A 21508-nucleotide genomic window follows, 5' to 3' on the forward strand; every position below is an offset into this window, starting at 1 on the left:
ACGAGCCTCGGGCAACGGGAAACGGGCAGCGGTTTAGTACTTCGCCAGGTAGTTGTCGAGCTCCCACTGCGACACCTGTGTGATGTACTCCTCCCACTCCATTCGCTTCGCCGCAAGGAAGTGCGTCGTGATGTGCTCTCCCAGCGCTTTCTTGACGACAGCGTCCTTCTCCAGCTCGTTGCACGCCTCTTCGAGGTTATGCGGCAGGTCGTCGATCCGCAGCCGGCGCTTCTCGCGGTGCGACATCTCCCAGATGTTGGCGTTCACCGGCTCGCGCGCGTCGGTCTTGTTCTCCACGCCGTCGAGCCCGGCCGCCAGCTGCACCGCCAGAGCGAGGTACGGGTTCGCCGCCGGATCGGGAATGCGAAGCTCCACGCGCGTGCCCAGGCCGCGCCGGTCGGGAATGCGGATCATCGGCGTGCGATTGCGCATCGACCACGCCACGTTCACCGGCGCCTCGTAGCCCGGAACAAGCCGCTTGTACGAGTTCACCAGCGGGTTGGTGATGGCGCAGAACCCGCGCGCATGCTGCAGAAGCCCGCCAATGTAGTGGAGCGCAGTCTGCGACAACTCCCACTTCGCGCCCTTGTCCCAGAACGCGTTCTCCTTCCCGCGGAACAGCGACTGGTGAGTGTGCATGCCACTTCCGTTCTGCCCGAAGACCGGCTTCGGCATGAACGACGCCATCAATCCGAACTGCTGCGCCACGTGACGCACGATGAAACGGAATGTCGCGATGTTGTCCGCCGTCTTGAGAGCGTCGGCATAGCGGAAATCGATCTCGTGCTGGCCGTGCGCCACCTCGTGGTGCGCCGCCTCCACCTCGAATCCCATCTGCTCCAGAACGTCCACTATCGCGCGTCGCGCATCCTCTCCCAGATCGACCGGCGCCAGATCGAAGTACGCACCGACGTCATGAGTAGTCGTCGTCGCCTCTCCATCGGGTCCCGTCTTGAACATGAAGAACTCGGCTTCCATCCCCGCGTTCATCGTCGAGAATCCCATGCTGCGCGCGCGGTCGAGCTGCCGGCGCAGAACCCGGCGCGGGTCACCCTCGAACGGCTGTCCGTCGGGCGTGTTGATGTCGCAGATGAGACGCGCTACGCAATTCTCCGGATCGCCCCATGGAAAGATCTGGAACGTGCTGAAGTCGGGCGCCAGCAGCATGTCCGACTCCTCGATGCGCACGAACCCTTCGATCGAAGAGCCATCAAACATGATGTCCCCGTCGAGCGCCTTGTCGAACTGTGAGCGCGGAATCTCGACGTTCTTGTTGACGCCGAGGATGTCGGTGAACTGGAGACGCAGAAAGCGAACGTTGCCCTTGGCAGCCAGGTCCAGAATATCCTTCTTGCTGGCGCCGGCCGTGTTGCGCGGAACGGATTTTGGTTTGGGTGGCACAGGGAGTCTCGGAAAAGGGCGGTATGGACAGGGAGAGGGAAGCAGCGAAGCTACAGGACGCGATTTCCGGTGTCAATGAAATCGTGCAGAAGCTGCAAAACAATGCCCGACTGTTGCGCCCCATCACCAGGGATGCCGCAAAATTGTGTGCCGAAACGTGCAACATTAGCAAATTAGCCGATCACACCGATGCTCCAGGTCGCCGACTCCCTTTCGCCGCTCGAAACGCTGCCGGCACCGTCATCGCCATGTCCTTCTTCATCGTGCGCCCCGCGTGAGCGGCATATTAGGTTGTAGCTCATGACCCAGCCTTCGACCTCCAAGATCGTTTGTGCCGCCTGCTCGACCCCTGGCACGGGACGATTCTGCGCCAATTGCGGCGGCACCCTCAAAGCCTCTGTCTGCGCCGGCTGCAACGCCTCTCTGAGCCCTGACGCTCGATTCTGTCACAATTGCGGGAAGACGATGGGAGGCCTGAGTGTTCAGCCGATCGTTCCTGCGCAGCAGTCATCCATATCAGCGTCCCTTCCATGGATCGTCGTGGCAATAGCTCTCGCGACATTGCTGGCGCTTCTCGCCGGAAACGCGTTCATCTCGCGCCGCGGGAACACATTCGACGCGCCGCAGAACGCACTTCCACAAGCGGGCCTCGATAATCGAGGCACGGGCGGCGGCGTGGAATCCGTCCGAGGTACCGACATCTTGCAGCTCTCGCCGCAGGAGCGTGTTGACCGACTTTTCGACCGGGTGATGCTTCTCAACAGCCAGGGGAAAAGCGATAGCGTGCTTTTCTTCGTGCCGATAGCAATCAGCGCCTACCAGATGCTGGGCTCGATGAACGCCGACCAGCGCTATGACCTCGGTCGCATCGCCGAAGTCGCCGGCGCATTGCCCCTCGCCCGCGCGCAGGCCGACACGATTCTCCAGCAGAATCCGACGCATCTGCTCGGCCTCATACTGGGCGCACGGGTTGCGAATCTCGACAATCGCACCGCCGACCGGAAAACGTTCGAGACCCGAATTCTCGCGGCGTATTCGACCGAATTGGCGAAGAAGCTGCCCGAGTACGAGCGCCACGAGAACGACATCGGGAGCGCCCTCGCCGACGCGCGCCGGTCATCCCAAACCGCGAAGTAGCGGCTCGGGTGACCGGCCATGATTCTGCCGATGGACATGCGCTCTTGACGCGCCACGATTGACGCTGTATTCGCTTTCCACGAAAGGGAATTGCGGCTTCAGCCGTTCCGGGCAAGGCACGCGACGTGCAACGTGGCCCGCCGCACGACAGGCGCTGAACGAAGAGAACGATGAAACAGTCAAAGGGGGATGGTATGCCGGGCGGTGATGAGACAAGAGAGACTTACAGATTCGCCGATGATGACGACTCTGATGATCTCGGCGGTTTCGGCCGCGGCAAGCGGTCGTACGACGACGACGAAGACGAAGAGAACGGTGGCTGGGCGATAAACGAGGACCACAGCGACCGTCTCTGGGACAGCGCCGATGACGTAGATGATGATGACGAAGAAGAGTCAGTCGCCACTGATGCGGACGACGTTGACGACGACGAAGAGGAGGAGGACGTGTTCGGGGGTGGCGCCCCGCGCGGAAGACGCGGACGTCCCAAGGGATCTACCGCCGCGAACCGCGAGAAGCAGCTTCTCGCTGCCACTCGCCCCTCGCGCGAAGCGCCGACCGAGCTCGTCGCCGAGAACTCTCTTCTGTTCGGCGATGACGATGCGTCTCTGACCGACGAGTCTGCTTCCGGCCCGCCCGCAGCTGTGAATAAGAAGGCGGGATGGTCGAAGTCCGGCGCAAAGTTGGCCTCGAAGGCTGCATCCGGAGCTTCTTCGAAGAAATCTGCTCCGAAGAAGGCTGCTGCGAAGAAGGTTGCTGCGAAGAAGCCGGCTCGCCGCAAGCCCGCTCCGAAGAAAGCCGCCAGCAAGAGCACGGCAAAAAAGAAGTCTTCGACCCGCGGCGCAGCGAAGAAGAAGTCGGGCTCGTCGGCGAGAAAAGCCAGCAGTGGCCGGAGGCGCTAGATCGAGAGGACAGATGGACGAGAACGATAACCGCTGGCGAAAAATTCTTCTGTCGGGTGGCGCGCTGGTCGGCGCCGCCGCGGCGTACAATGCGTTCGCCCGCAAGGGAATCGACAAACTCACCAACCTCATTGGTGGCGAAGAAGGCGGGTTCGAGTGGAGGGGCCGCCGCATCGCTTTCACCAGAAGAGGAAGCGGTCCGCCGATTCTTCTCGTGCACGGAATACATGCCGCCGCATCGTCCTACGAGTGGCACGACAACGTCGAATACCTCGCACGCGGAAACACGGTCTACACCATTGACCTGCTTGGATTCGGCAGATCAGACCGGCCCTCGATCCGCTATTCGGCGCGGCTCTACATCTCGCTCATCTCGGACTTCGTCCATCAGGTAATTGGCGAGCCATGCGTGCTCGTCGCGACCTCACTGTCCGGAGCGTACGCGATCGTTCTTGCGGCACGTGATCCGGAGCGGTTCCCCGCTATCGCGCTGATCGCGCCCACCGGTCTCGTGCGCCTCAACAAGACGGCGGGAGTCGGAGGCGAAGCGGGACGGCTCGCCGTCGAAGCTCCGATCATTGGAACCGCAATGTTCAACGGCCTGGTATCACGACGCAGCATTCGCATGCACCTGGAGAAGACGTACGCCGACGACACCATCGTCACCAACGACCTGGTTGATATGTATTACTGGACGTCGCACCAGCGCGGTGCCCGTCATGCGCCAGCCGCGTTCATCTCGGGACACCTGAACATCGACGTGCGTCAGGCGCTGCGGCGTCTCACTCAGCCTGCATTGCTCGTCTGGGGCGAGGAGGGATCTATTGCTCCCGTTGAGGAGTTCCGCGGATTCCGCGCGATCAAACCCGACTTCGAGTTGTCCGTGCTGTCGCCAGCCGGCGATCTGCCGCACGACGAGCGGCCGGATGACTTTAATGTTATCCTATCCACATGGCTGAATCGGCTGTCTCTCTCCTCCGCGCCCACTCCCGCCACGCTCCCTGGAACGCCCGAGGACTCGCTGCCCACGTCACGGCTCTCGTAGACGCGGCAGGCATGCGGCCGACCAACGCGTCGGCCCGCGCGGCACCAACCGCACGCTCAGTCAGGTTCTACGTCGCGAACGGACTGCTCGATCACCCCGAGGGAACGGGTACTGCGGCCACGTACAACTATCGTCATCTGCTCCAGCTTCTCGCGATCAAGATCCGGCAACGCGAAGGCCAGAGTCTCGAGAAGATCAAGGAAGAGATGAAGGACATGACTGGCGACGCACTCGAGCGTCGCATCGCGACATCACTCGCTCCCGCCCTCATGTCCGGTGCCGACAACACCGTCGAGCGCGAAGACGGCAATACCTACATGTGGCGCCGGGCGCCCGTCGCCGACGGAATTGAGCTGCATATTCGCGAGGACAGCCCCGCCGCCCGCGAGGAAGCCGTCATCGCCATGCGCGAGGCGGTGCGCGCAGCTCTCGGACGGGCCGATATCCGGTAGCCGTCGCCGCGTGCTAGAGCACCCGCCGCAGCTTCTCCGCGCCCCACTCGAGCACCTTTCCCGTCCAGGGCCGCTTGCGGAACGTTTCCAGCTTCATTTCCTGCGAATACTTGAGATCGTTCATGAAGATCTCATCCATTTTCGTGCCCACGCCGGCATCGAGCGCTACGATCTGCGCTTCGTTGTTGAACGCGATCGACCGGTTGTCGAAGTTCATCGAACCGATCGACGACCACAGGCCGTCCACCACGATTGTCTTCGCGTGCATCATGGTCGGACTGTATTCGTAGATCTTCACTCCTCCTTCGAGGAGCTTCTCGTAAAGTGCGCGGCTCGCGTACCACGTGCTCTTGAGGTCTGTCTTGTCGCTCACGGTCAGCACCCGTACGTCTACGCCCCGCTTTGCGGCGAGTATCAACAGCTCGCAGAAATCGTCGTTCGGGATGAAATAGGAGTTCGCGATGTACAGGCTCTTGCGTGACCCCGCGATCGTGAGCGCCAGGAAGCGCTCGGCGGGAGTGCTCCCGATTGTCGGCAAGCTGTGCATCAGTCCGGCGTTGACGTTCCCTCCGTCCTCGAAGGAGATAGACGGAAAGAAAACGTCACCAGTCAGAAGCTCACCGGTGGTCTCCGCCCAGCCGGAAGCGAACGCAGCCTGAAGCCCCGCTACCGTCGGACCGTGAAAGCGCACGTTGGTCTCCCGCCATTGGTCTTCGTGCAAACCGTCGCCGAGCCAGTAGTCCGCCAGGCCGAATCCGCCGGTGTAGCCGACTCGTCCGTCCACGACCACCACGCGGACGTGCGACCGTTGTGTCGCCCTGTGAAGCGTGTACCATTTGAGCGGACGCAGCCACGCGACCCTTACTCCGGCGGCCGTCAGCCCGCTCACCCATTCCTTCGTCAGTGGCTGCGAGCCGAACGTGTCGAGCAGCAGGAGCACTCGCACCCCGGCTCGCGCCCGCTCCGCCAGATACTTCGCCATCGTGTCGGCGACCGCGCCGGGCTGCGAGTAGTACATCTGCACCGTGATCGTTTTCTTCGCCGAAGCCAGGTCCTTCCAAAGCAACGGGTAGGTTCCTTCGCCATTGAGAAGAATCTCGACCCTGTTGCCGGCGTCTATGTGAGTGCCCGTGAAGAGCTCGATCGTGCGGGGAAACAGCGGATCGCTCACCCGGGGCGGTCCTTCGCGGTCTCCTCTGGCGATGACTGTCCGGACCGTCGCGCCCCGGGTTACAGAGAGCGCCCCGATCAGAACCATTATCAGCGCGAGAATCACCACGACGGTGAGGAGACTGTATTTCAGGATGCTCATCGGTTCCCGTTGCCTCTGGTGCGTGTTTCCTGAGTAAGAACGCCTGGCAGGTGCTCTGCCCGCTCCTTGCCGTGCTCATATAGTTGCAACAGTTTCACACTACATGCCTCTCACAGCCCGCAAACGTTCCGTGAATCGGGCCATCTATCTGGACCGGGCTCTCGAAGCCCTTCCCATTTTCCGTCTCAGCGATTCAGCTGATGAGTCGACGATAACATACTCACCGGCTTCAGGCGGACGCTGGCGGGTACTGCCGTCTCCCGGCGATCGCGTCCCTGGCACGTTCGATCAGGACGTGTACGTCGAGATACTGCATCGCTACTGCGAAGCAGGGTTCCCGAATGACGGGACTGTCACCTTCACCCTGCACTCGTTCCTTCGTTCCATCGGAAGAAGGGTCGATGGGCGGACCTACGAACAGCTCCGCTCCGCGCTGAACAGACTTGAGAGAACCATCCTCGAATCTTCCGGAGTCTATGTCTCGGCCCGAAACTCCGCGCCATTGGACGACCGCTTTACTATCCTGAGCTCCGTCGCGATCGAGCGTAGACGCCTCGCCGACCGTGAGCAGTTCACCTTCTTTCCCGTGCTTACCGCCTCCGAGCCGGGCGATGCCCGGGTCGTCATCTCCCCACTGCTACGCGAAAACATTGCCGCGGGGTGTACGGTCACGCTTTCTTCTCCCCTCTATCAGTCGCTTAGCAGCCCCGTGGCGCGGCGGCTTTACCGCCTGATGGAGGTCGCACGCGAAGGTGGAATGGTGACCTGGCGCGTGCCCCTCGAAGAGCTCGCACAACAGCTCCCGCTCGCCCAGCGCTATCCATCTCATCTGCAGCGCGTTCTCCAACCGGCACACGAGATGCTTGTCGCTACCGGTGTGGTGCGCAGCGCTGTCTTCCGGCAGGTCAGCCGCGACTGGCTCGTTGACTACACGCTCGCGAGCCGCAACGTATAGGGCGGATCGCGTGTCAAACATCCAGGTCGTCACGGTGATCGCCCCCGGGAACTCTCACAGTTTCAAGGCGTATCTGCTACCTTCAGGCAAGCCCTAAATCAGACGCAGGCAAGCATGTCCAACCGTCGCAGGTTTTTGCTCTTCGGAATTATCGCCGCCCCCTTGATCGCGGGCGGTTTCGTCGCGCAGGATCGTTCCGCCACCGATGGAGCGCGGCTCCTCGACCAAGTCCTGACGATCGTGTCGGGACGCTTTGTGGACAGTGTCGACGCAGCGGCGCTTTACGAAAAGGCCGCTCGCGGACTGGTCCATGAGCTCAACGATCCCTATTCCGTTCTGCTCTCCCCGAAAGAGCTCGCCACCTTCACCGCCCAGACCGGCGGTAAGTACGGCGGCGTCGGAATGGAGATTGGCGAAGTCCAGGGGTTCATCACCGTTCAGCGTGTATTCCCTCACACGCCAGCCGAGCAGGCCGGCGTGATCGAGGGTGACCGGATCATCCAGGTGGACACCGCCAACACGCGCGGCTGGTCCACGGCACAGGTCTCCGATGTCCTCAAGGGGCGTCCCGGCACCAAGGTCGCCGTGAAGTTCATGCGCACGGGTGTCGCCGAGCTGATCCCGGTGACGTTCACTCGCGCGAGCGTCCGCATACCGGCCGTCCCCTACACTATCATGCTCGACGGCAAGGTTGGCTACATCCCGCTTCAACAGTTCAACGAGACTGCAACCGCAGAGCTGGAAGCTTCGATCAAGCGCCTCTCCGGTGAGGGAGCGAAAGGACTTGTTCTTGATCTCCGCGGCAATGGCGGCGGATACCTGGAGCAGTCGGCTACCGTTGCCAACCTCTTCCTGAAGAAGGGACTGGAGGTCTCCAGCGTTCGAGGGCGCGCCGGCTTCCGGGAAGTGCTCTACGCGACCGATAATCCGACGGCCCCGGAAATTCCGCTCGTCGTTCTCACCGACGGCCGCACTGCATCGGCCTCGGAGATCGTCGCTGGCGCTCTTCAGGACCACGACCGCGCGGTGATCGTCGGCACCACCTCGTTCGGAAAAGGGCTCGTCCAGACTGTCTATCCTCTCGATGGCGGCTACGCCCTCAAGATGACGACGGCCAAGTGGTATACGCCGAGCGGCCGGTCCATCCAGAAAGAGCGCAAGCTTCTTCCCGACGGATCGTTCGTCGAGGTTCTCTCCGACTCGATGGAGACTGACTCGGTCCGGAAGTCCCGGCCCAGGTTCAAGTCCGACGCCGGCCGTATCGTCTATGGCGGCGGCGCTGTGACTCCTGACGTCATCGTCCAGCCGGACACCCTCACCACGACAGAGCAGAAGCTGCTCAACGCTCTTGCCCCCAAGGCGCAGGTCGTTCGCTCGACACTGATCAACTACGCCGTCGAGCAAAAGGGGAACGTGCAGCCGAACTTCGTCGTCTTGAAGGCATGGAGAGACGAGTTCTACAATCGCCTCGTCGCTCAGGGCGTGAAGGTGGACAAGGCGCAGTTCGAGGCCGGCGGATCGGAAATAGATCGCCTGCTTGGCTCGAGCATCGCCCGAATCGCTTTCGGAGATTCCACCGCAAAGCGGCGTGACATCGCCGACGATGCGCAACTGCGCCGCTCTCTCGAGCTGCTAAAGCGGGGCCAGACCCAGCGCGATCTGTTCGCCGTCGCTCTTCAACCCACTACGGCATCGACGAATCGCTGAGACGATTGAAACGTAGTTCCGGCTGGCATCATGGAATTCCGTGATGCCGGCTTTTCTTGCATTATTCCCCTGTTGATTCCTCCTCCGGAGATCCTATGGGTGCTGGATTGATTTCCCTCGCCGTCATTGCCGCTCTTGCGGCCCTCATCGTCTTCAAGTCCTTCAAGATCGTCGGACAGGCGGAGGTGATGGTGGTGGAGCGGCTGGGCCGCTTTCATCGAGTCGCGCGATCGGGCCTCAATATTCTGCTTCCTTTCATCGAGTTGCCACGAACTATCGACGTTCGCTACTTCGAAAGCGATGTTACCGGTATCAAGCGCGTTACCGCCGGGCACACTTCGCGCATTGATCTTCGCGAGCAGGTGCTGAACTTCCCGAGTCAGCCGGTAATCACCAAGGACAACGTCACCATAGACATTGACGCTGTCATCTACTACCGCGTAGCCGACCCGCAAAAGGCAACGTACTCGGTGCAGAACCTTCCCTACGCACTCGAGACGCTGACGCGAACGACACTACGCAACATCGTCGGCGAAATGGAGCTCGATTCGACACTCGGCAGCCGCGACGTGATCAACAGGCGCATGCGCGAAGTGATCGAGGAAGCATCCATCGGATGGGGAGTGGACGTGACACGTGTGGAGCTTCAGGCGATAGAGCCGCCGCGCGACATTCAACAGTCCATGGAGTTGCAGATGCGCGCGGAACGCGAGCGGCGTGCCGCCGTCACGAACGCCGAAGCCGGAAAACGCGCAGCGATTCTCGAAGCCGAAGGTGTCCGCGAATCGCAGGTTCGCCGCGCCGAAGGCGAGAAGGATGCCTCGGTTCTCCGCGCGCAGGGCCTGGCCACCGCTCGTCTCGCGATGGCCGAAGCGGAAGCCGAGGCGATTCGGCGGATCGCTGCCGCACTTCCCGAAGGGCAGGCCGCGATGTACCTGCTCGGCATGAAGTATCTCGAGGCACTTCCCACTCTCGCGCAGGGAAAGAATTCGACGATCTTCCTGCCCGCCGAAGCCGCCGGCGTGATGGGAGCGATCGGCGGACTGAGAGAATTGGTGGCGCGTGCTGCCATACCGGCGCACAGGAGCGAGATCGAACAGCCTGTTCCAGCTCCCGATGCGCCGCGGAAGTTGACTTGACCGAGATCACGCAGGAACGCGCAGAGCGTATCGCGCGCGCCCACCCGTGTGATCACTGCGGCGAGTACAGCTTCAAGAGCCTGAAGGTCAAGCGGGCGTCCGAATTTCACCACAAGGCATTGGGTGAAGTCTGGCATGTGATCAAGACATGCGGTGTGTGCGGTATGCATCAGGAGGTAGGTATAGACACCGAAGGGGATATCGTCTACGCGACCTGATGCGCCGTCGCAAAAGTACAGTGGCGGCTAGATCCCTTCGGGCCAGTTCGGCTTGTGCGAATACTGGCCGAACACCGCCTGCAGCACGTTCTCGGGCTTGTCTGTCAAGGTTACCGCATCGAGTCTGTCTGAAAGCGGCATAACCCGGGAGAAATCCCGGTAGCGTCGGTAACTGTGCGGGAAAGTCGCAGGCCCGCCCCGCATCACCCTCGACAGCAGCATGTCGGGCACGAGGAATCGCGTCGCGGCGAAGAAGAAGTTGAGCGTCATGGGCTTCGGCAAGCTGCTCTCCACGATCCGCCTCGGCAACGATCCGTGCTTGCCCCACTGCACGTTAATCGCTACCTGCGACTTCGGCCATCGAGTATGCAGCAACGTGCCGTGCCAGTAGGTCCAAACGTCTACCGGCGCACCCGTGCTGTCGTAGCGAAGCCACACCACCTCCTCGTCTGTCGGGACCGTGAAAGGAATCCATGCCCCGTTGACGTCGTCCCGCCACAGCAGATGGTAGGCAATCACCGACTTTGTCGGGTGGACCACGGCGACGACCCGGGATAGCAGGAACCTCTCGTCGCGTTGGAGGTACAACACGGGTGCGAGGCTGCGCGCCATCATGGCGACACTGTCGTCTGGTGCGAGCGTGCCTTGCAAATCAATGGATCGCAAGGGGATGTGAGCGCGAGGCCCGCATCCGACCGACAGGACCGCGAGCATGACTGCGGATGTCTTCCGTACGTACTGACCGTAGTTCTGGCGTAGTAAAGCGACTCCAACAGTGAGGTTCGTGCTCCCACAGCTTACGGGGGAGGACAAGCCCTCGGAGGGCCGATGCGTAAGCCGCGTCCAAATACGTACAACCCCGCGCAAGTCCTTCACCTCATCAACGGTGATCGGTCAGGCGGACTGCTCAGCTGTCCTTCGTGCCCCGGACCCATCGAGCGTGATCCCGCCCGTTATCCTCCCGCACCCATGTCGCACGTCACCCTCCGGTGTCGAAGCTGCGGCCGCACCGCGAAATACGTCGCCAGCGCGGCAGGAGCAGCCTGAAAAAAAACTCCCCTCGCCGAGCGATCGCCCGGACAATTGCACAAAACTTGCCCGCTTTTTCTCCGGCATCTATCGCTCGCGCGCCGAGACGATGATCCGGGTACTGAAACGATGTCGGCTCGAGTCGCCGGTACGATACACTGAAGCGCCACACACCGACGCATCAGTGGGTACAGTCAGGCCCCTCGGAGGGGAAAGGAAAGAGTTATGGCACGCATTACCGGCACAGTGAAGTGGTTCAACGACGCGAAGGGATTCGGGTTTATCTCCAGAGAAGGCGGCCCCGATGTCTTCGTCCACTTCAGCGCAATCTCCGGCTCGGGTTTCAAATCCCTTGCTGAGGGGGACAAGGTGGAGTTCGAAGTAGTTGAGGGACAGAAAGGCCCCCAGGCCGCGAACGTCACTAAGGCCTGAACACCAAAGAGCGAAGTTCCTGGCCCCGGGCAACCCCCGGGGCTTCTCTGAAAATCTCGCCGAGCCCTTCGATTCCAATCGCTATACCGACGATTATCGCGCCAATCTGATGAAGCTCATCAAGGCCAGGATGAAGGGAAAGAAGATCAAGCTCGAGGAGCCCGCCGAAGAGTCGGCATGAGCCTGTTCCGTGACGACACTCACCCGTCGCGCTAAAAGCGCCAGACAGCAGCTCGCCGAGTATCGCAGAAAGCGCGATTTCGCGAAGACTGCCGAGCCTTCCGGGAGCGAGCCGACTTCCGAGGCCGACCGTCTCCGCTTCGTCATACAGAAACACGCCGCATCTCACCTTCACTTCGATCTTCGCCTCGAGCTCGACGGCGTGATGAAGAGCTGGGCCCTTCCGAAGGGACCGAGCACCGACCCTTCAGTGAAGCGACTGGCAATGCAGGTTGAGGATCATCCCATCGATTACAACACCTTCGAAGGGACGATTCCGGAGGGAGAGTATGGCGCTGGAACCGTGATGCTCTGGGACACTGGCAGATACACGGCAGACGGAGTCGCCCCTGAAGAAGCCGGGCACACAATCCGCACGGGCTATGAGAGGGGCGAGCTGAAGGTCACATTCTTCGGCAGCCGGATGCGCGGCTCATGGGCGCTGGTGCGAACCAAGCTTTCGCGCGGCAGGGTTACCTCGTCCAAGCCGCAGTGGCTTTTCATCAAGCGCCGAGACGAGTACGCATCGAGCAATGACGTCGTCGCGGAGAACATGACTTCCGTCACCACTGGACGCACCATGGAAGAGATCGCCGAAGGTCGGAGCAAAGTGTGGCGCGGCAACCGTTCGAAGAACGATCGAAAGTCAACGGACTTCGCTTCGCTCGCGCGCGAGCTCGAGCCGATGTACGCCAGCATCGGTGTGGCGATCCCCGGCGACGGGTGGACGTTCGAGCCCAAGTACGACGGAGTACGCGTGCTGGCCTTCGTCACCGCTGGTGAAGTTTCACTCATCACCAGGAATGGCAAGGACAAGGCGGCGCAGTTTCCGGAGATCACCGACGCGCTCCAGGCGCTGGCAAAGAAGCGAAAGAAAGATTTCGTGCTCGATGGCGAGATCGTAGCGCTGATCAATGGAAAGCCCGGACGCTTTCAAAAGCTGCAGAGTCGGATGCACGTGAAGGGATCACACGTCATCGCCCGGCACCGAAGCTCGACACCCGCAGCTCTCGTGCTTTTCGATATCCTGGCGGCCGGCAACGACATTCTCCTTTGCGAGCTGTGGACCACGCGGCGAGCCCGGCTCGTGAAGGAGCTTGGCAAGCACACCTCCTCTCAGATCCGGATAACTGAATCTGGTGGAGGTAACGGCGGCAGGATGCTCGCCCTGGCGCGGAAGCAGGGCTGGGAAGGGATCATCGCCAAACGCACCGACTCGCTCTATGAGCCCGGCGTTCGGACCCGCGCATGGCTCAAGCTCAAGATCGAGTTCAGGCAGGAGTTCGTCGTCGGCGGCTTCACCGAGCCCCGCAAGTCACGACAGCACCTCGGCGCACTTCTGCTCGGCTGCTTCGACCACAACCGTTTCATTTACGTCGGACATGCAGGTGGCGGGTTTACTGGCGCGGGGCTCGCGGAGATGTACCGTCGGTTGAAGCCGCTCGAGCAGAAGAACTCTCCATTCGAGGAGACGCCGAAGACCAACGAGCGCGCCCATTGGGTCAAGCCGAAGGTCGTGGTGGAGGTGAAGTTCAACGAATGGACGAGCGATGGAAGGCTTCGCCAGCCGATCTACCTCGGCATACGTGATGACAAGAAGGCGACAGACGTAGGACGCGAGAGCACCAGCATGCAGAATAAGAACGGAAGGACAGAGACAACGATCAGAGATTCCGCCGCGAGCGCCACGTCGAAACCAACTGCTCGCCGGCGTATCTACGCGCAGCGCACCGTCGCGTCGGGATCTCCCGCGGTGAAAGCCCCGCAACGCAGCGGAAAACCGATTGCGCTGGAGAAGATCCTCGCCCAGCTCGACGAGATTCAAAGCGGCGGCGGCGACGGCCGACTCGAAATCGCGCCCCATGCGAGCCTCGACGTCACCAATCTCGACAAGGTCTTCTTTCCGAAGAAGAAGCTCACGAAGGGCGATCTAATGCGGTACTACGTCACTGTCGCGACACTGATCCTTCCGGTCATGAAGGATCGCCCGCTCGTGCTAAAGCGGTTTCCCGATGGCGTTGAAGGCCCTTCGTTCTTTCAGCAGAACGCCGGAGAGCCGCCCGAGGTCGTTCACACCGAGAAGATTCACGCGCAGGACGGCTCGACGAATGTCCGAATCATCGGGGGTGACCTCGCAACGCTGCTCTACACAGTGCAGCTCGGCAGTATTTCGGTGGATCCATGGCATTCGCGGCTCCAGTCGCTCGATCATGCAGACTACAGCATCATCGATCTGGATCCGGGACCGCGGGCTCCGTTCAGCCGCGTCGTCGAGGTAGCGCAATGGGCACACGAGGCGATGGACGATCTGGGGCTTGGTGGCGCTATCAAGACGTCCGGTTCCACAGGACTCCACATCTACATTCCGCTTCCGCCGAAGACGCCCAACGAGGCGGCGACGCTGGTCGCGCGGATCATCGCCACCCGCGTGAGCGAGGCGCATCCGAAGGCTGCCACCATCAAGCGATCGGTGAAGGCGCGGGGTGCTACGACGGTGTACGTGGACTACCTGCAGAACGTCACCGGGAAGACCGTCGCCGGGGCCTACTCCGCCCGAGCCAATCCCGATGCCATGGTGTCGACGCCCCTCGCATGGGACGAGCTTGCCAACGACCTCGATCCCCGTGATTTCACAATCGAGTCTGCGCCACAGTGGTTCGCTGAAGTCGGCGACATATGGAGCGCTCAGTTGAAGAAGAAGAATTCCCTGAAGGCGCTGGTCTAGCACCGGGACGTTAGCGGGAGCTGACCTTTCTCAGGGGAAGGTCAAGTTGATCGGCCTTGGCTGCGGGCTCGTCTCGGGGGGAGCTGCTCTCGAACGTCGGATCGCTGCTCTCGTCCACCATGTGCGTGAGCTTGTAATACAAATGGAGCGCGTTGACCGGGGCGATGAAGCTCCTTCGCCCGGCCCGCGAAATGGCCACCGCCTCCTCGCGGACGCGGCGGGGCAGGTCCTGCGCCATCGGGTGGGCCAGGAGGCGCCTGATTTCAGATGTATCTCTCGCCAACAGTGCAGCGCAGAGGCTGTCCAGGTATGCGAGCATCGGTCTCCGGTGGGATCTTAATCAAACCTTAGGTACACATTGTAACTAATACACGCGGAGCGCAATATGTGCCAGTATCCTTCGATTTCCGGTACAGTCCTTTTACTTAGGACGAAAGAAGGTCCAGTCTGATACCCCGCTGGGCCGGCCGACGTTTCCTCGGGGCATACCGGTAGAGCTGGGCGGGTCTTCCCCGTCCCTCGCTCCTCCATTCGTCCGTCGGCTCCACCAGCCAGGCCGCCTGCAGTGCCCTGCGAAAGCTTGCCTTGTGCAACCTCTTGGCCAGCAACAGCTCGTACATTTGCTGGAGCTCGGTCAGGGTAAACATTTGTGGTAGAAAACGGAAAGCGACCGGAGACTGGTCCATCCGGCCACGGATCATACCCACCGAAGCGTCCAGAATCTGCCGCTGTCTCAGGGCCAGCTGAGGGACGCCGTCAAGCGGAAACCAGGCGTAGACACCGCCCACCGGCGACGGCGTACCCATCGGAACGAGGCCGGCGTAGGCCACCGAAACGTCGAGATCCGAAGGATGACGCCTCCCGTCCCCGAACGCTCCGACCTGCTCCATCCATCCGGGCTCACCGACACCCACCGATTTCGCGATACGCGTGGCCGAAGCCTCCATCATCTCGCTTTGCCGCGGCGCGTCCCATGGCAGCATCCACTTCTCTCGCCCTTCGGGCGAGCGGCAGAGAAGCACCGCAAGCTGCCCGCCCACCGCTGTCAGCAAAACGATGTCGATGGCATACGAGGGCTTTCGGGATTTGCCGTCAGACATTGTACCGCGAATTAGTCACTTCTCGTGACTAATGTCAAGCCCGGATTTGGGGGTTAGTATCAACTTGCTAATTAATAGCGATCCGGAGGAGGGGAATATATACGACCTTTCGCGCACAACGGACAACCAGATACGGCTGATTATCTGTCGCGCGCCGCTCTGACGATTCCCGTGCCGCGGGGAACGATGCGATTCTCCAGCGGAATCGAGATCGGCAGCTTCCCCCCAATTACATTCTTTCCGAGAAGCGCCCGTGCCGCGGCTGTCTGCGAAAGCGGAAACCCGCCCCACGCCACGACATAGGTCGGGACCCATGGTATCTGCTGTAGCAGATACGGATTGCCGAAACTCACTACTATCGGCCGCTTCCCTCTTGTCGTGAGCCGCCCGATGAACGACGCCAAGGCCTGTGGAGCGCTCGCCGATACCGCGTCCCAGTTCTGGCCTACATAAGAGCTCACAACCGTCACGTCTGCCGAATCGGCGGCGCGCTCGATCCTGGTATAGTCGGCCGCCGGATCTTCGGAGGCGAGAAACTCCGCGCGCAGATTTCGCGCTCCGCTCCGCAACTCGCCGTTGAACGCCACTCCCGCAGAGAGATCGGCCCGGCGCCCCACAGTTACAGAGAGAACACGAGGGTTGCCGCTCAGTGCCAGTGGCACTTCTCCAAGCGAATCCTTCACTAGCGTGATCGACCGCTCCGCGGCGCGGCGCGCCATTGCGGCATGCGAGCTGTCTCCAACTATGAAGCGGAGTGAATCGAGGCTTACGAGCTTCCGGCGGTCGAGACCTAGTTCCCGCTTGGCCTGCAGAATCCGCCGCACGGATTCGTCGAGTCTCGCTTCCGTGAACCTGCCTTCCTTCACACCCGCCACCACCGCGTCAATCGTCTGCGTGACATCGAGCGGCTGAATCAGGATATCTACCCCGGCCGTCACGGCCCGCTTCGCCGCTTCAACGGCGCCGTACTGCTCGAGCACACCAGCCATGTCCATCGCGTCCGAAATAATGATGCCCTTGAACTGCAGCTCGTTGCGAAGAAGTCCCGTTAAAACCTTCTGCGAGAGCGTTCCGGGAACACCAGAGGAGTCGAGCGCGGGCATCGCGCCGTGAAATGACATTATCGCGCCAACGCCGCTGTTGATGGCCGCGCGAAATGGTACCAGTTCGACACTATCGAGCCTGCTTCGGCTCACAGTGACGACAGGAAGGGCAAGATGCGAATTAGTTCCGGTGTCCCCGTGACCAGGGAAATGCTTGCCCGTCGCTATCATACCGTTCGCCTGAACGCCCCGGATGAATGCCGCCCCGAGCTGCGCCGCCATCGCCGGGTCCTCGCCGTAGGACCTGGTGTTGATGACGGGGTTCGCCGGATTGTTGTTTACGTCCAGAACCGGCGCATAGGCGATGTGAATCCCGAGCGCCCGGCCTTCCAGGGCCGTCAACCGCCCCTGTTGGTACGCGAGAAGCGTATCTCCCGTAGCACCGATCGCCATTTCCGGCGGAAACACGACGGCGCCGCCGAGATCGATCGCATTGGGAATGAAATATCCGCCCCGCGCGCGGAAGCCGGCGCCGGCTTCGAGGTCCGCTCCAAACAGCAGCGGCACCAAGCTCATCTCCTGCATCGCGTTCAGCTTTACCGCGAGCTCGGTCGGAGAACCGACCGATATCGTGAAGCCGCCAACCTTATCCTTCCGGATGTAGCCGGAAAGCCTCTGCCACTGGGGCGAGTCGCCCGAAGCGTAGTCGCCGAGAACCGTTGGCCAGACCATCTGGGCGGTCTTTTCGCGAAGCGTGAGACTCGCCAGAACCGAGTCGGCCCATTCGGACCGTGATACCGGCGGCGGTCGGTTCCCGGGGCTTGCCGAACCGGCCGTCGTACAACCAGCAGCAACCGCCGCCACAAGTATCAGCAAGCTCTTGAGCCGCATAGCCTTCAGTGCGAGATGGTTCCCTGCTTGCTCGTGTCGATCTCCGACCCGGCTCCTGTCTTGAACAGGAATGCGGACATGTTCCGCGTGAGGAACGAACGGGCCTGCGGATCCATCACGTCCAGCCCGTAATGGTTGATGAGCATCGTCTGCTGCTTGCCCCAGTCCGCCCAGCACTGGCGACAGGTTTCGCTTACGACACGCGCGCCGATGGGTCCCGGAAACGGCGGCTTCTCGAACCCTTCCCGAGTCTGCCCGCAGCGCGAGCAGGTAACGTCAGCCACCCCTACAACCCCGCGTACTCGATCTTCGCCAATCCGAAGAACGACAGAAGACGCAGATACATCCAGCCGATGTCGAACTCGTACCACTTCGCCTTGAACTTCGCGGAGTGGGGATCGGCGTGGTGATTGTTGTGAAGCTCCTCACCCCCGAGCCAGATCGCGATGGGCAGCATGTTACGACTCTGGTCCTTCACGCTGAAATTGCGATAACCGACCGCGTGGCCAACCCCATTGATGATTCCCGCAGCCCAGAATGGGATCCAGATCATCTGCGCTCCCCACACCAGTGGTCCGACGAAGAAGCCGAAGAGCCACACGTCCACGGCAAGCATCAGCAGAATGCCAAGCGAGTTCCGACGCGCCAGAACATGACGCTCGAGCCAGTCGTTCGGCGTCCCTTTTCCATACTTGTCGAGGACCCCGGGCTGCCGCACCGCTTTCCTATAGTAGAATGCTCCCTTGAGGACGATGTTTCTGAGCCCTTCTACCAACGGGCTGTGCGGATCTCCCTCTCGGTCAGCGAAGGCGTGGTGCTTTCTGTGGCAAGCCACCCATTCCTTGGTCACGATGGCCGTGGAAAGCCACAACCACAGGCGCATCGGGAGGGCGGCCAGATAGTGCAGCTTGACGCTGCGATGTGTCTGGGCGCGATGCAGGAACAGCGTCACACAGACGTTGGTGAGATGACCGGCGATCACGATGAAGAGAACCGGCTTCCACCAATCCGCTGCCCAGCTTCCAAAATCCGGCATTTGCGACGACTCCGTTGTTTGAGCGAACACCATCCTTTCTCGCTCAATCTACCCGGCTTGCGCTACGCCTGCCAACTGATCATCCCGGCTGACCTTGCGTCTCCAACCCCTTCTGCCTAGCGTCCCGCGCACATGACCGGATCGGGGAAAAAGAAACGCAGCGATGGCGACGCATCGGATCGCGCCGTCCACGGCAGAGCGACCCCCGATGGGACGCGGCGACTGTCCTCCCGCTTCCGCCATGCTTTCGCCGGTGATTTTTACCGCGAGACCTCGATGGGTCTCGCCGTCTCATCCATCGGCATGGGCACCTATCTCGGCGAATGTGACGACCGGGAGGATGCACGATATGCCCGGCTGCTCGCGACCGGTATCGCGCATGGACTGAACGTGCTCGACACGGCGATCAACTATCGCTGCCAGCGCTCGGAGCGCGCCGTCGGTCGCGCGCTGAAAGAGGCTCTCGCATCGGGCAGTGCATCACGCGATGAGATCGTCATCTGCACCAAGGGCGGATACGTGCCGCTGGAAGGGTCGCCACCGGACTCTCGCGACGACTACGATGCATACCTGCGCGAGCAATATTTCGACCGCGGCATCATGAGCCGGGAAGATCTCGTCGCGGGCGGGCATTGCCTTCGGCCGCGGTTCCTCGCTGACCAGATTGACAGAAGCCGCCGGAATCTCGGCGTGGAATGCATCGATCTTTACTATCTGCACAACCCCGAGCAGCAGCTCGATACACTGGACCGGGCTCGATTCCTGTCAGTTCTCCGCGAAGCATTCGCCGAGCTCGAGTCGCAGGTCGCAGCCGGCCGGATCGCGGCGTACGGCTGCGCCACGTGGCATGGTTTCAGGGTTTTCGCGGCAGGCCGAAATTACCTTTCGCTCGAGGAGCTTCTGGCCGTCGCGCGCGATGTTGGCGGAAGCGGCCATCACTTCCGCGCGATTCAGCTGCCCATCAACCTGGCCATGACTGAAGCGGTGAGAGCTCCCACGCAATCCGTTGACGGCAGACACGTAGCGCTGCTCGCACTCGCCGAAGAGTTCGGCGTTTCCGTCTTCGCCAGCGCTTCACTGATGCAGGCACAGCTCGCTGGAAATCTCCCCGATACGGTCAGATCGCTCTTCCCTCTCGACACCGACGCACAGCGCGCCATCGCGTTTGTTCGGTCCCTGCCCGTTGCCACCGCGCTTGTCGGCATGCGATCGATCGACCACTTGACCGAGAATCTGGGCGCCGGCCGCGCCGTCACTCAATCCTGAGATCGTTCATCGCCCGCATCGTGCTATCCACTACGGCGATACGGTGCGCATTGGTATCCGCGACGTAGGCTGCGGGGGTCGAAGAGAATTGCCGAGCCATCACCATAAGGGCGCTTTCCGGAATCCCTGGCCGGATTCCGCGCCGCACGGAGTCGGGGGGCTTATCGGGTGGATGCTGACGAGATCCCGCCAGCAGCCCGCTGTGGTTCCCGCTGCGCATCGCATGCGTCCGGTAATCGCGTCACCTGTCCGGCGTCCCGCGGAGCGAGTCGATACGCTGACGATCACGTGGATAGGACACAGCTCGTTTCTTATCCAGTGCCGGGGCCTCAACATTCTCACCGATCCGATATGGTCGGATCGTGCCTCGCCTGTTTCGTTCGCCGGACCGCGCCGGCTTGTTCCACCGTTTCTGCGTCTCGAAGACCTGCCGCCGATCGACGTGACGCTGATATCGCACGACCACTACGATCACCTGGATGACCCCACAATCGGACGGTTGATCGGGCGCTTTCCGGCAATGTGCTGGCTCGCCCCGCTTCGTGTCGGAGGTTTTCTCGAGCGACGCGGCGCGGCAAACGTGAAAGAGCTCGACTGGTGGCAGGAGCACGAGACCGCCGGCATCATCATCGGCTGTACTCCCGCCCAGCATTTTTCCGGACGCTATCCGTGGAACAGAAACTCGACTCTCTGGTGCGGGTGGACGCTGTCATTTGGTCGCCCTCGTGTCTTTTTCGCAGGCGATACCGCGCTGCACCCCGAGTTCGGCGCGATTGCGGAGCGTTTCGGTCCGTTCGATATGGCGATCCTGCCCATCGGGGCCTATGAGCCGCGCTGGTTCATGCGGCAAGTGCACATGAATCCGACAGACAGCATCGCTGCGTTCCAGCAGCTGACTGCAGTTCATCCCGACCATCCATGCATCATGGTGGGATCGCACTGGGGAACGTTCCGGCTCACCGATGAGCCGGTCATGGAGCCGCCGATTCTCGCACGCGAGATCTGGTCGCGCGCCAGCTTGTCGCCCAACCTGCTCTGGATTCTCGCGCACGGAGAAACCCGCGAAGTCCCGGCTCTTTGAATGGATGCATTCACGCGCGGCTTCATCGTGCTGTTTTTTTATTATGCAACGACAATCACATCTGTTATAGTTTGTGCGCGGAAGTTGCTACAGAGTGACATGGAACCCCTACATTGGAGCTCATAACATGGCTGCAGCCAGGAAGTCGTCGCGCGGTGGTTCGAAGGGCAGGAAGAGAAGTGGCGGTAGTTCCGGCGGCCGGAAGCCGTCGGCTCGCAAGTCATCCTCTCGCGGCTCCAGCGCGAAGAAGAGCGCCAGAAAGAGCGGCGCGAAGAAGTCGTCCGCACGGAAGAGCACGAGGAAGAGCACCAGGAAGAGCGCGTCGAAGCGCGCCTCATCTGCCCGCAAGTCTTCCGCAAAGCGTGGTACAACCAGTCGCAAGCGCGCGACTTCCGGACGCAAGGTATCTCTGCCAAGT

General features: G+C 61.5%; 23 protein-coding genes. 14 read left to right on the forward strand and 9 right to left on the reverse strand.

Going from position 1 to position 21508, the window contains the following annotated elements; translation table 11 throughout:
- Nucleotides 1-33: 33 nt before the first annotated feature.
- Entirely contained in the window at nt 34-1401 is a 1368-nt protein-coding gene (glnA, locus tag Q7S20_07390) for a type I glutamate--ammonia ligase (GenBank protein MDO8501651.1), read from the reverse strand.
- On the opposite strand from glnA, the gene Q7S20_07395 reads away from it, so the two are divergent.
- The 5 genes from Q7S20_07395 to Q7S20_07415 all read left to right on the forward strand — a co-directional run bounded on the left by Q7S20_07395 (nt 1395) and on the right by Q7S20_07415 (nt 4937).
- Nucleotides 1395-1679: a hypothetical protein gene (locus tag Q7S20_07395; protein ID MDO8501652.1), complete on the forward strand. Its 285-nt coding sequence runs from the start codon at nt 1395-1397 to the stop codon at nt 1677-1679. The two genes, glnA and Q7S20_07395, sit on opposite strands and share 7 nt — an antisense overlap.
- Before the next feature lie 187 nt (nt 1680-1866).
- On the forward strand, nt 1867-2538 hold the full coding sequence (locus Q7S20_07400; protein MDO8501653.1) for a hypothetical protein: 672 nt from the start codon (nt 1867-1869) through the stop codon (nt 2536-2538).
- 170 nt (nt 2539-2708) lie between these two features.
- On the forward strand, nt 2709-3440 hold the full coding sequence (locus tag Q7S20_07405) for a hypothetical protein (protein MDO8501654.1): 732 nt from the start codon (nt 2709-2711) through the stop codon (nt 3438-3440).
- A 13-nt stretch (nt 3441-3453) separates the two neighbouring features.
- Nucleotides 3454-4485, forward strand: coding sequence for an alpha/beta fold hydrolase (locus tag Q7S20_07410; GenBank protein ID MDO8501655.1), 1032 nt, complete (start codon nt 3454-3456; stop codon nt 4483-4485).
- An 11-nt stretch (nt 4486-4496) separates the two neighbouring features.
- The gene (locus tag Q7S20_07415) at nt 4497-4937 is read left to right on the forward strand and encodes a MerR family transcriptional regulator (GenBank protein MDO8501656.1); all 441 of its coding nucleotides are present in this window, start codon (nt 4497-4499) and stop codon (nt 4935-4937) included.
- A 13-nt stretch (nt 4938-4950) separates the two neighbouring features.
- Here the strand turns inward: Q7S20_07415 and Q7S20_07420 are convergent, their stop codons facing one another.
- Entirely contained in the window at nt 4951-6249 is a 1299-nt protein-coding gene (locus Q7S20_07420) for a phospholipase D-like domain-containing protein (protein ID MDO8501657.1), read from the reverse strand.
- Nucleotides 6250-6379: 130 nt separating this feature from the next.
- Between Q7S20_07420 and Q7S20_07425 the strand changes: the two genes are divergently transcribed.
- The 4 genes from Q7S20_07425 (at nt 6380) to Q7S20_07440 (ending at nt 10268) form a co-directional block, all read left to right on the forward strand.
- Nucleotides 6380-7204, forward strand: a complete 825-nt coding sequence (locus Q7S20_07425; GenBank protein MDO8501658.1) for a replication initiator protein A — start codon at nt 6380-6382, stop codon at nt 7202-7204.
- A 114-nt stretch (nt 7205-7318) separates the two neighbouring features.
- Complete coding sequence (locus tag Q7S20_07430; GenBank protein ID MDO8501659.1) at nt 7319-8911, forward strand: S41 family peptidase; 1593 nt, start codon at nt 7319-7321, stop codon at nt 8909-8911.
- 107 nt (nt 8912-9018) lie between these two features.
- Entirely contained in the window at nt 9019-10050 is a 1032-nt protein-coding gene (locus Q7S20_07435; protein MDO8501660.1) for a stomatin-like protein, read from the forward strand.
- A complete protein-coding gene (locus Q7S20_07440) occupies nt 10047-10268 on the forward strand; it encodes a hypothetical protein (GenBank protein MDO8501661.1) in 222 nt (73 codons plus the stop codon). Before Q7S20_07435 ends, Q7S20_07440 begins: the two co-directional genes overlap by 4 nt.
- 27 nt (nt 10269-10295) lie before the next feature.
- On the opposite strand, the gene Q7S20_07445 is transcribed toward Q7S20_07440, so the two are convergent.
- On the reverse strand, nt 10296-10919 hold the full coding sequence (locus tag Q7S20_07445) for a hypothetical protein (GenBank protein MDO8501662.1): 624 nt from the start codon (nt 10917-10919) through the stop codon (nt 10296-10298).
- 603 nt (nt 10920-11522) lie between these two features.
- Between Q7S20_07445 and Q7S20_07450 the strand changes: the two genes are divergently transcribed.
- Genes Q7S20_07450 through ligD form a run of 3 tightly spaced genes read left to right on the forward strand, consistent with a single transcriptional unit; the run spans nt 11523 to nt 14673 of the window.
- Nucleotides 11523-11729: a cold-shock protein gene (locus tag Q7S20_07450; GenBank protein ID MDO8501663.1), complete on the forward strand. Its 207-nt coding sequence runs from the start codon at nt 11523-11525 to the stop codon at nt 11727-11729.
- Nucleotides 11683-11910 carry a hypothetical protein gene (locus Q7S20_07455; GenBank protein MDO8501664.1) on the forward strand — a complete coding sequence of 76 codons (228 nt, stop codon included), beginning with the start codon at nt 11683-11685 and terminating at the stop codon, nt 11908-11910. Before Q7S20_07450 ends, Q7S20_07455 begins: the two co-directional genes overlap by 47 nt.
- 9 nt (nt 11911-11919) lie before the next feature.
- Nucleotides 11920-14673 (forward strand): DNA ligase D, encoded by a 2754-nt coding sequence (gene ligD, locus Q7S20_07460; protein MDO8501665.1) that lies wholly within the window; start codon nt 11920-11922, stop codon nt 14671-14673.
- A 10-nt stretch (nt 14674-14683) separates the two neighbouring features.
- On the opposite strand, the gene Q7S20_07465 is transcribed toward ligD, so the two are convergent.
- From Q7S20_07465 to Q7S20_07485, 5 genes are all read right to left on the reverse strand, one after another.
- On the reverse strand, nt 14684-14992 hold the full coding sequence (locus Q7S20_07465) for a hypothetical protein (GenBank protein ID MDO8501666.1): 309 nt from the start codon (nt 14990-14992) through the stop codon (nt 14684-14686).
- Between the two features lie 106 nt (nt 14993-15098).
- On the reverse strand, nt 15099-15773 hold the full coding sequence (locus Q7S20_07470; protein MDO8501667.1) for a hypothetical protein: 675 nt from the start codon (nt 15771-15773) through the stop codon (nt 15099-15101).
- Nucleotides 15774-15913: 140 nt separating this feature from the next.
- Nucleotides 15914-17707 carry a glycoside hydrolase family 3 N-terminal domain-containing protein gene (locus Q7S20_07475; GenBank protein ID MDO8501668.1) on the reverse strand — a complete coding sequence of 598 codons (1794 nt, stop codon included), beginning with the start codon at nt 17705-17707 and terminating at the stop codon, nt 15914-15916.
- Nucleotides 17708-17712: 5 nt separating this feature from the next.
- On the reverse strand, nt 17713-17991 hold the full coding sequence (locus Q7S20_07480) for an oxidative damage protection protein (GenBank protein ID MDO8501669.1): 279 nt from the start codon (nt 17989-17991) through the stop codon (nt 17713-17715).
- Between the two features lie 2 nt (nt 17992-17993).
- Nucleotides 17994-18743, reverse strand: a complete 750-nt coding sequence (locus tag Q7S20_07485) for a fatty acid desaturase (protein ID MDO8501670.1) — start codon at nt 18741-18743, stop codon at nt 17994-17996.
- A 132-nt stretch (nt 18744-18875) separates the two neighbouring features.
- Between Q7S20_07485 and Q7S20_07490 the strand changes: the two genes are divergently transcribed.
- Together Q7S20_07490 and Q7S20_07495 are read left to right on the forward strand one after the other, a co-directional pair.
- Nucleotides 18876-20009, forward strand: a complete 1134-nt coding sequence (locus Q7S20_07490) for an aldo/keto reductase (protein MDO8501671.1) — start codon at nt 18876-18878, stop codon at nt 20007-20009.
- A gap of 172 nt (nt 20010-20181) precedes the next feature.
- On the forward strand, nt 20182-21090 hold the full coding sequence (locus Q7S20_07495; protein MDO8501672.1) for an MBL fold metallo-hydrolase: 909 nt from the start codon (nt 20182-20184) through the stop codon (nt 21088-21090).
- Between the two features lie 120 nt (nt 21091-21210).
- On the opposite strand, the gene Q7S20_07500 is transcribed toward Q7S20_07495, so the two are convergent.
- Nucleotides 21211-21492 carry a hypothetical protein gene (locus Q7S20_07500; protein MDO8501673.1) on the reverse strand — a complete coding sequence of 94 codons (282 nt, stop codon included), beginning with the start codon at nt 21490-21492 and terminating at the stop codon, nt 21211-21213.
- Nucleotides 21493-21508 lie beyond the last annotated feature (16 nt).

The sequence above is a fragment of the Gemmatimonadaceae bacterium genome (assembly GCA_030647905.1).
In the GTDB taxonomy this organism is placed as follows: Bacteria; Gemmatimonadota; Gemmatimonadetes; order Gemmatimonadales; family Gemmatimonadaceae; genus UBA4720.

Bases quoted from the DNA above. Each gene is read 5' to 3' on its own strand.
- Q7S20_07400 (MDO8501653.1), top strand. From the start codon at position 1,867: ATGGGAGGCCTGAGTGTTCAGCCGATCGTTCCTGCGCAGCAGTCATCC.
- Q7S20_07405 (MDO8501654.1), top strand. From the start codon at position 2,709: ATGAAACAGTCAAAGGGGGATGGTATGCCGGGCGGTGATGAGACAAGA.
- Q7S20_07410 (MDO8501655.1), top strand. From the start codon at position 3,454: ATGGACGAGAACGATAACCGCTGGCGAAAAATTCTTCTGTCGGGTGGC.
- Q7S20_07415 (MDO8501656.1), top strand. From the start codon at position 4,497: ATGCGGCCGACCAACGCGTCGGCCCGCGCGGCACCAACCGCACGCTCA.
- Q7S20_07420 (MDO8501657.1), bottom strand. From the start codon at position 6,249: ATGAGCATCCTGAAATACAGTCTCCTCACCGTCGTGGTGATTCTCGCG.
- Q7S20_07430 (MDO8501659.1), top strand. From the start codon at position 7,319: ATGTCCAACCGTCGCAGGTTTTTGCTCTTCGGAATTATCGCCGCCCCC.
- Q7S20_07450 (MDO8501663.1), top strand. From the start codon at position 11,523: ATGGCACGCATTACCGGCACAGTGAAGTGGTTCAACGACGCGAAGGGA.
- Q7S20_07465 (MDO8501666.1), bottom strand. From the start codon at position 14,992: ATGCTCGCATACCTGGACAGCCTCTGCGCTGCACTGTTGGCGAGAGAT.
- Q7S20_07470 (MDO8501667.1), bottom strand. From the start codon at position 15,773: ATGTCTGACGGCAAATCCCGAAAGCCCTCGTATGCCATCGACATCGTT.
- Q7S20_07475 (MDO8501668.1), bottom strand. From the start codon at position 17,707: ATGCGGCTCAAGAGCTTGCTGATACTTGTGGCGGCGGTTGCTGCTGGT.
- Q7S20_07485 (MDO8501670.1), bottom strand. From the start codon at position 18,743: ATGCCGGATTTTGGAAGCTGGGCAGCGGATTGGTGGAAGCCGGTTCTC.
- Q7S20_07490 (MDO8501671.1), top strand. From the start codon at position 18,876: ATGACCGGATCGGGGAAAAAGAAACGCAGCGATGGCGACGCATCGGAT.
- Q7S20_07495 (MDO8501672.1), top strand. From the start codon at position 20,182: ATGCTGACGAGATCCCGCCAGCAGCCCGCTGTGGTTCCCGCTGCGCAT.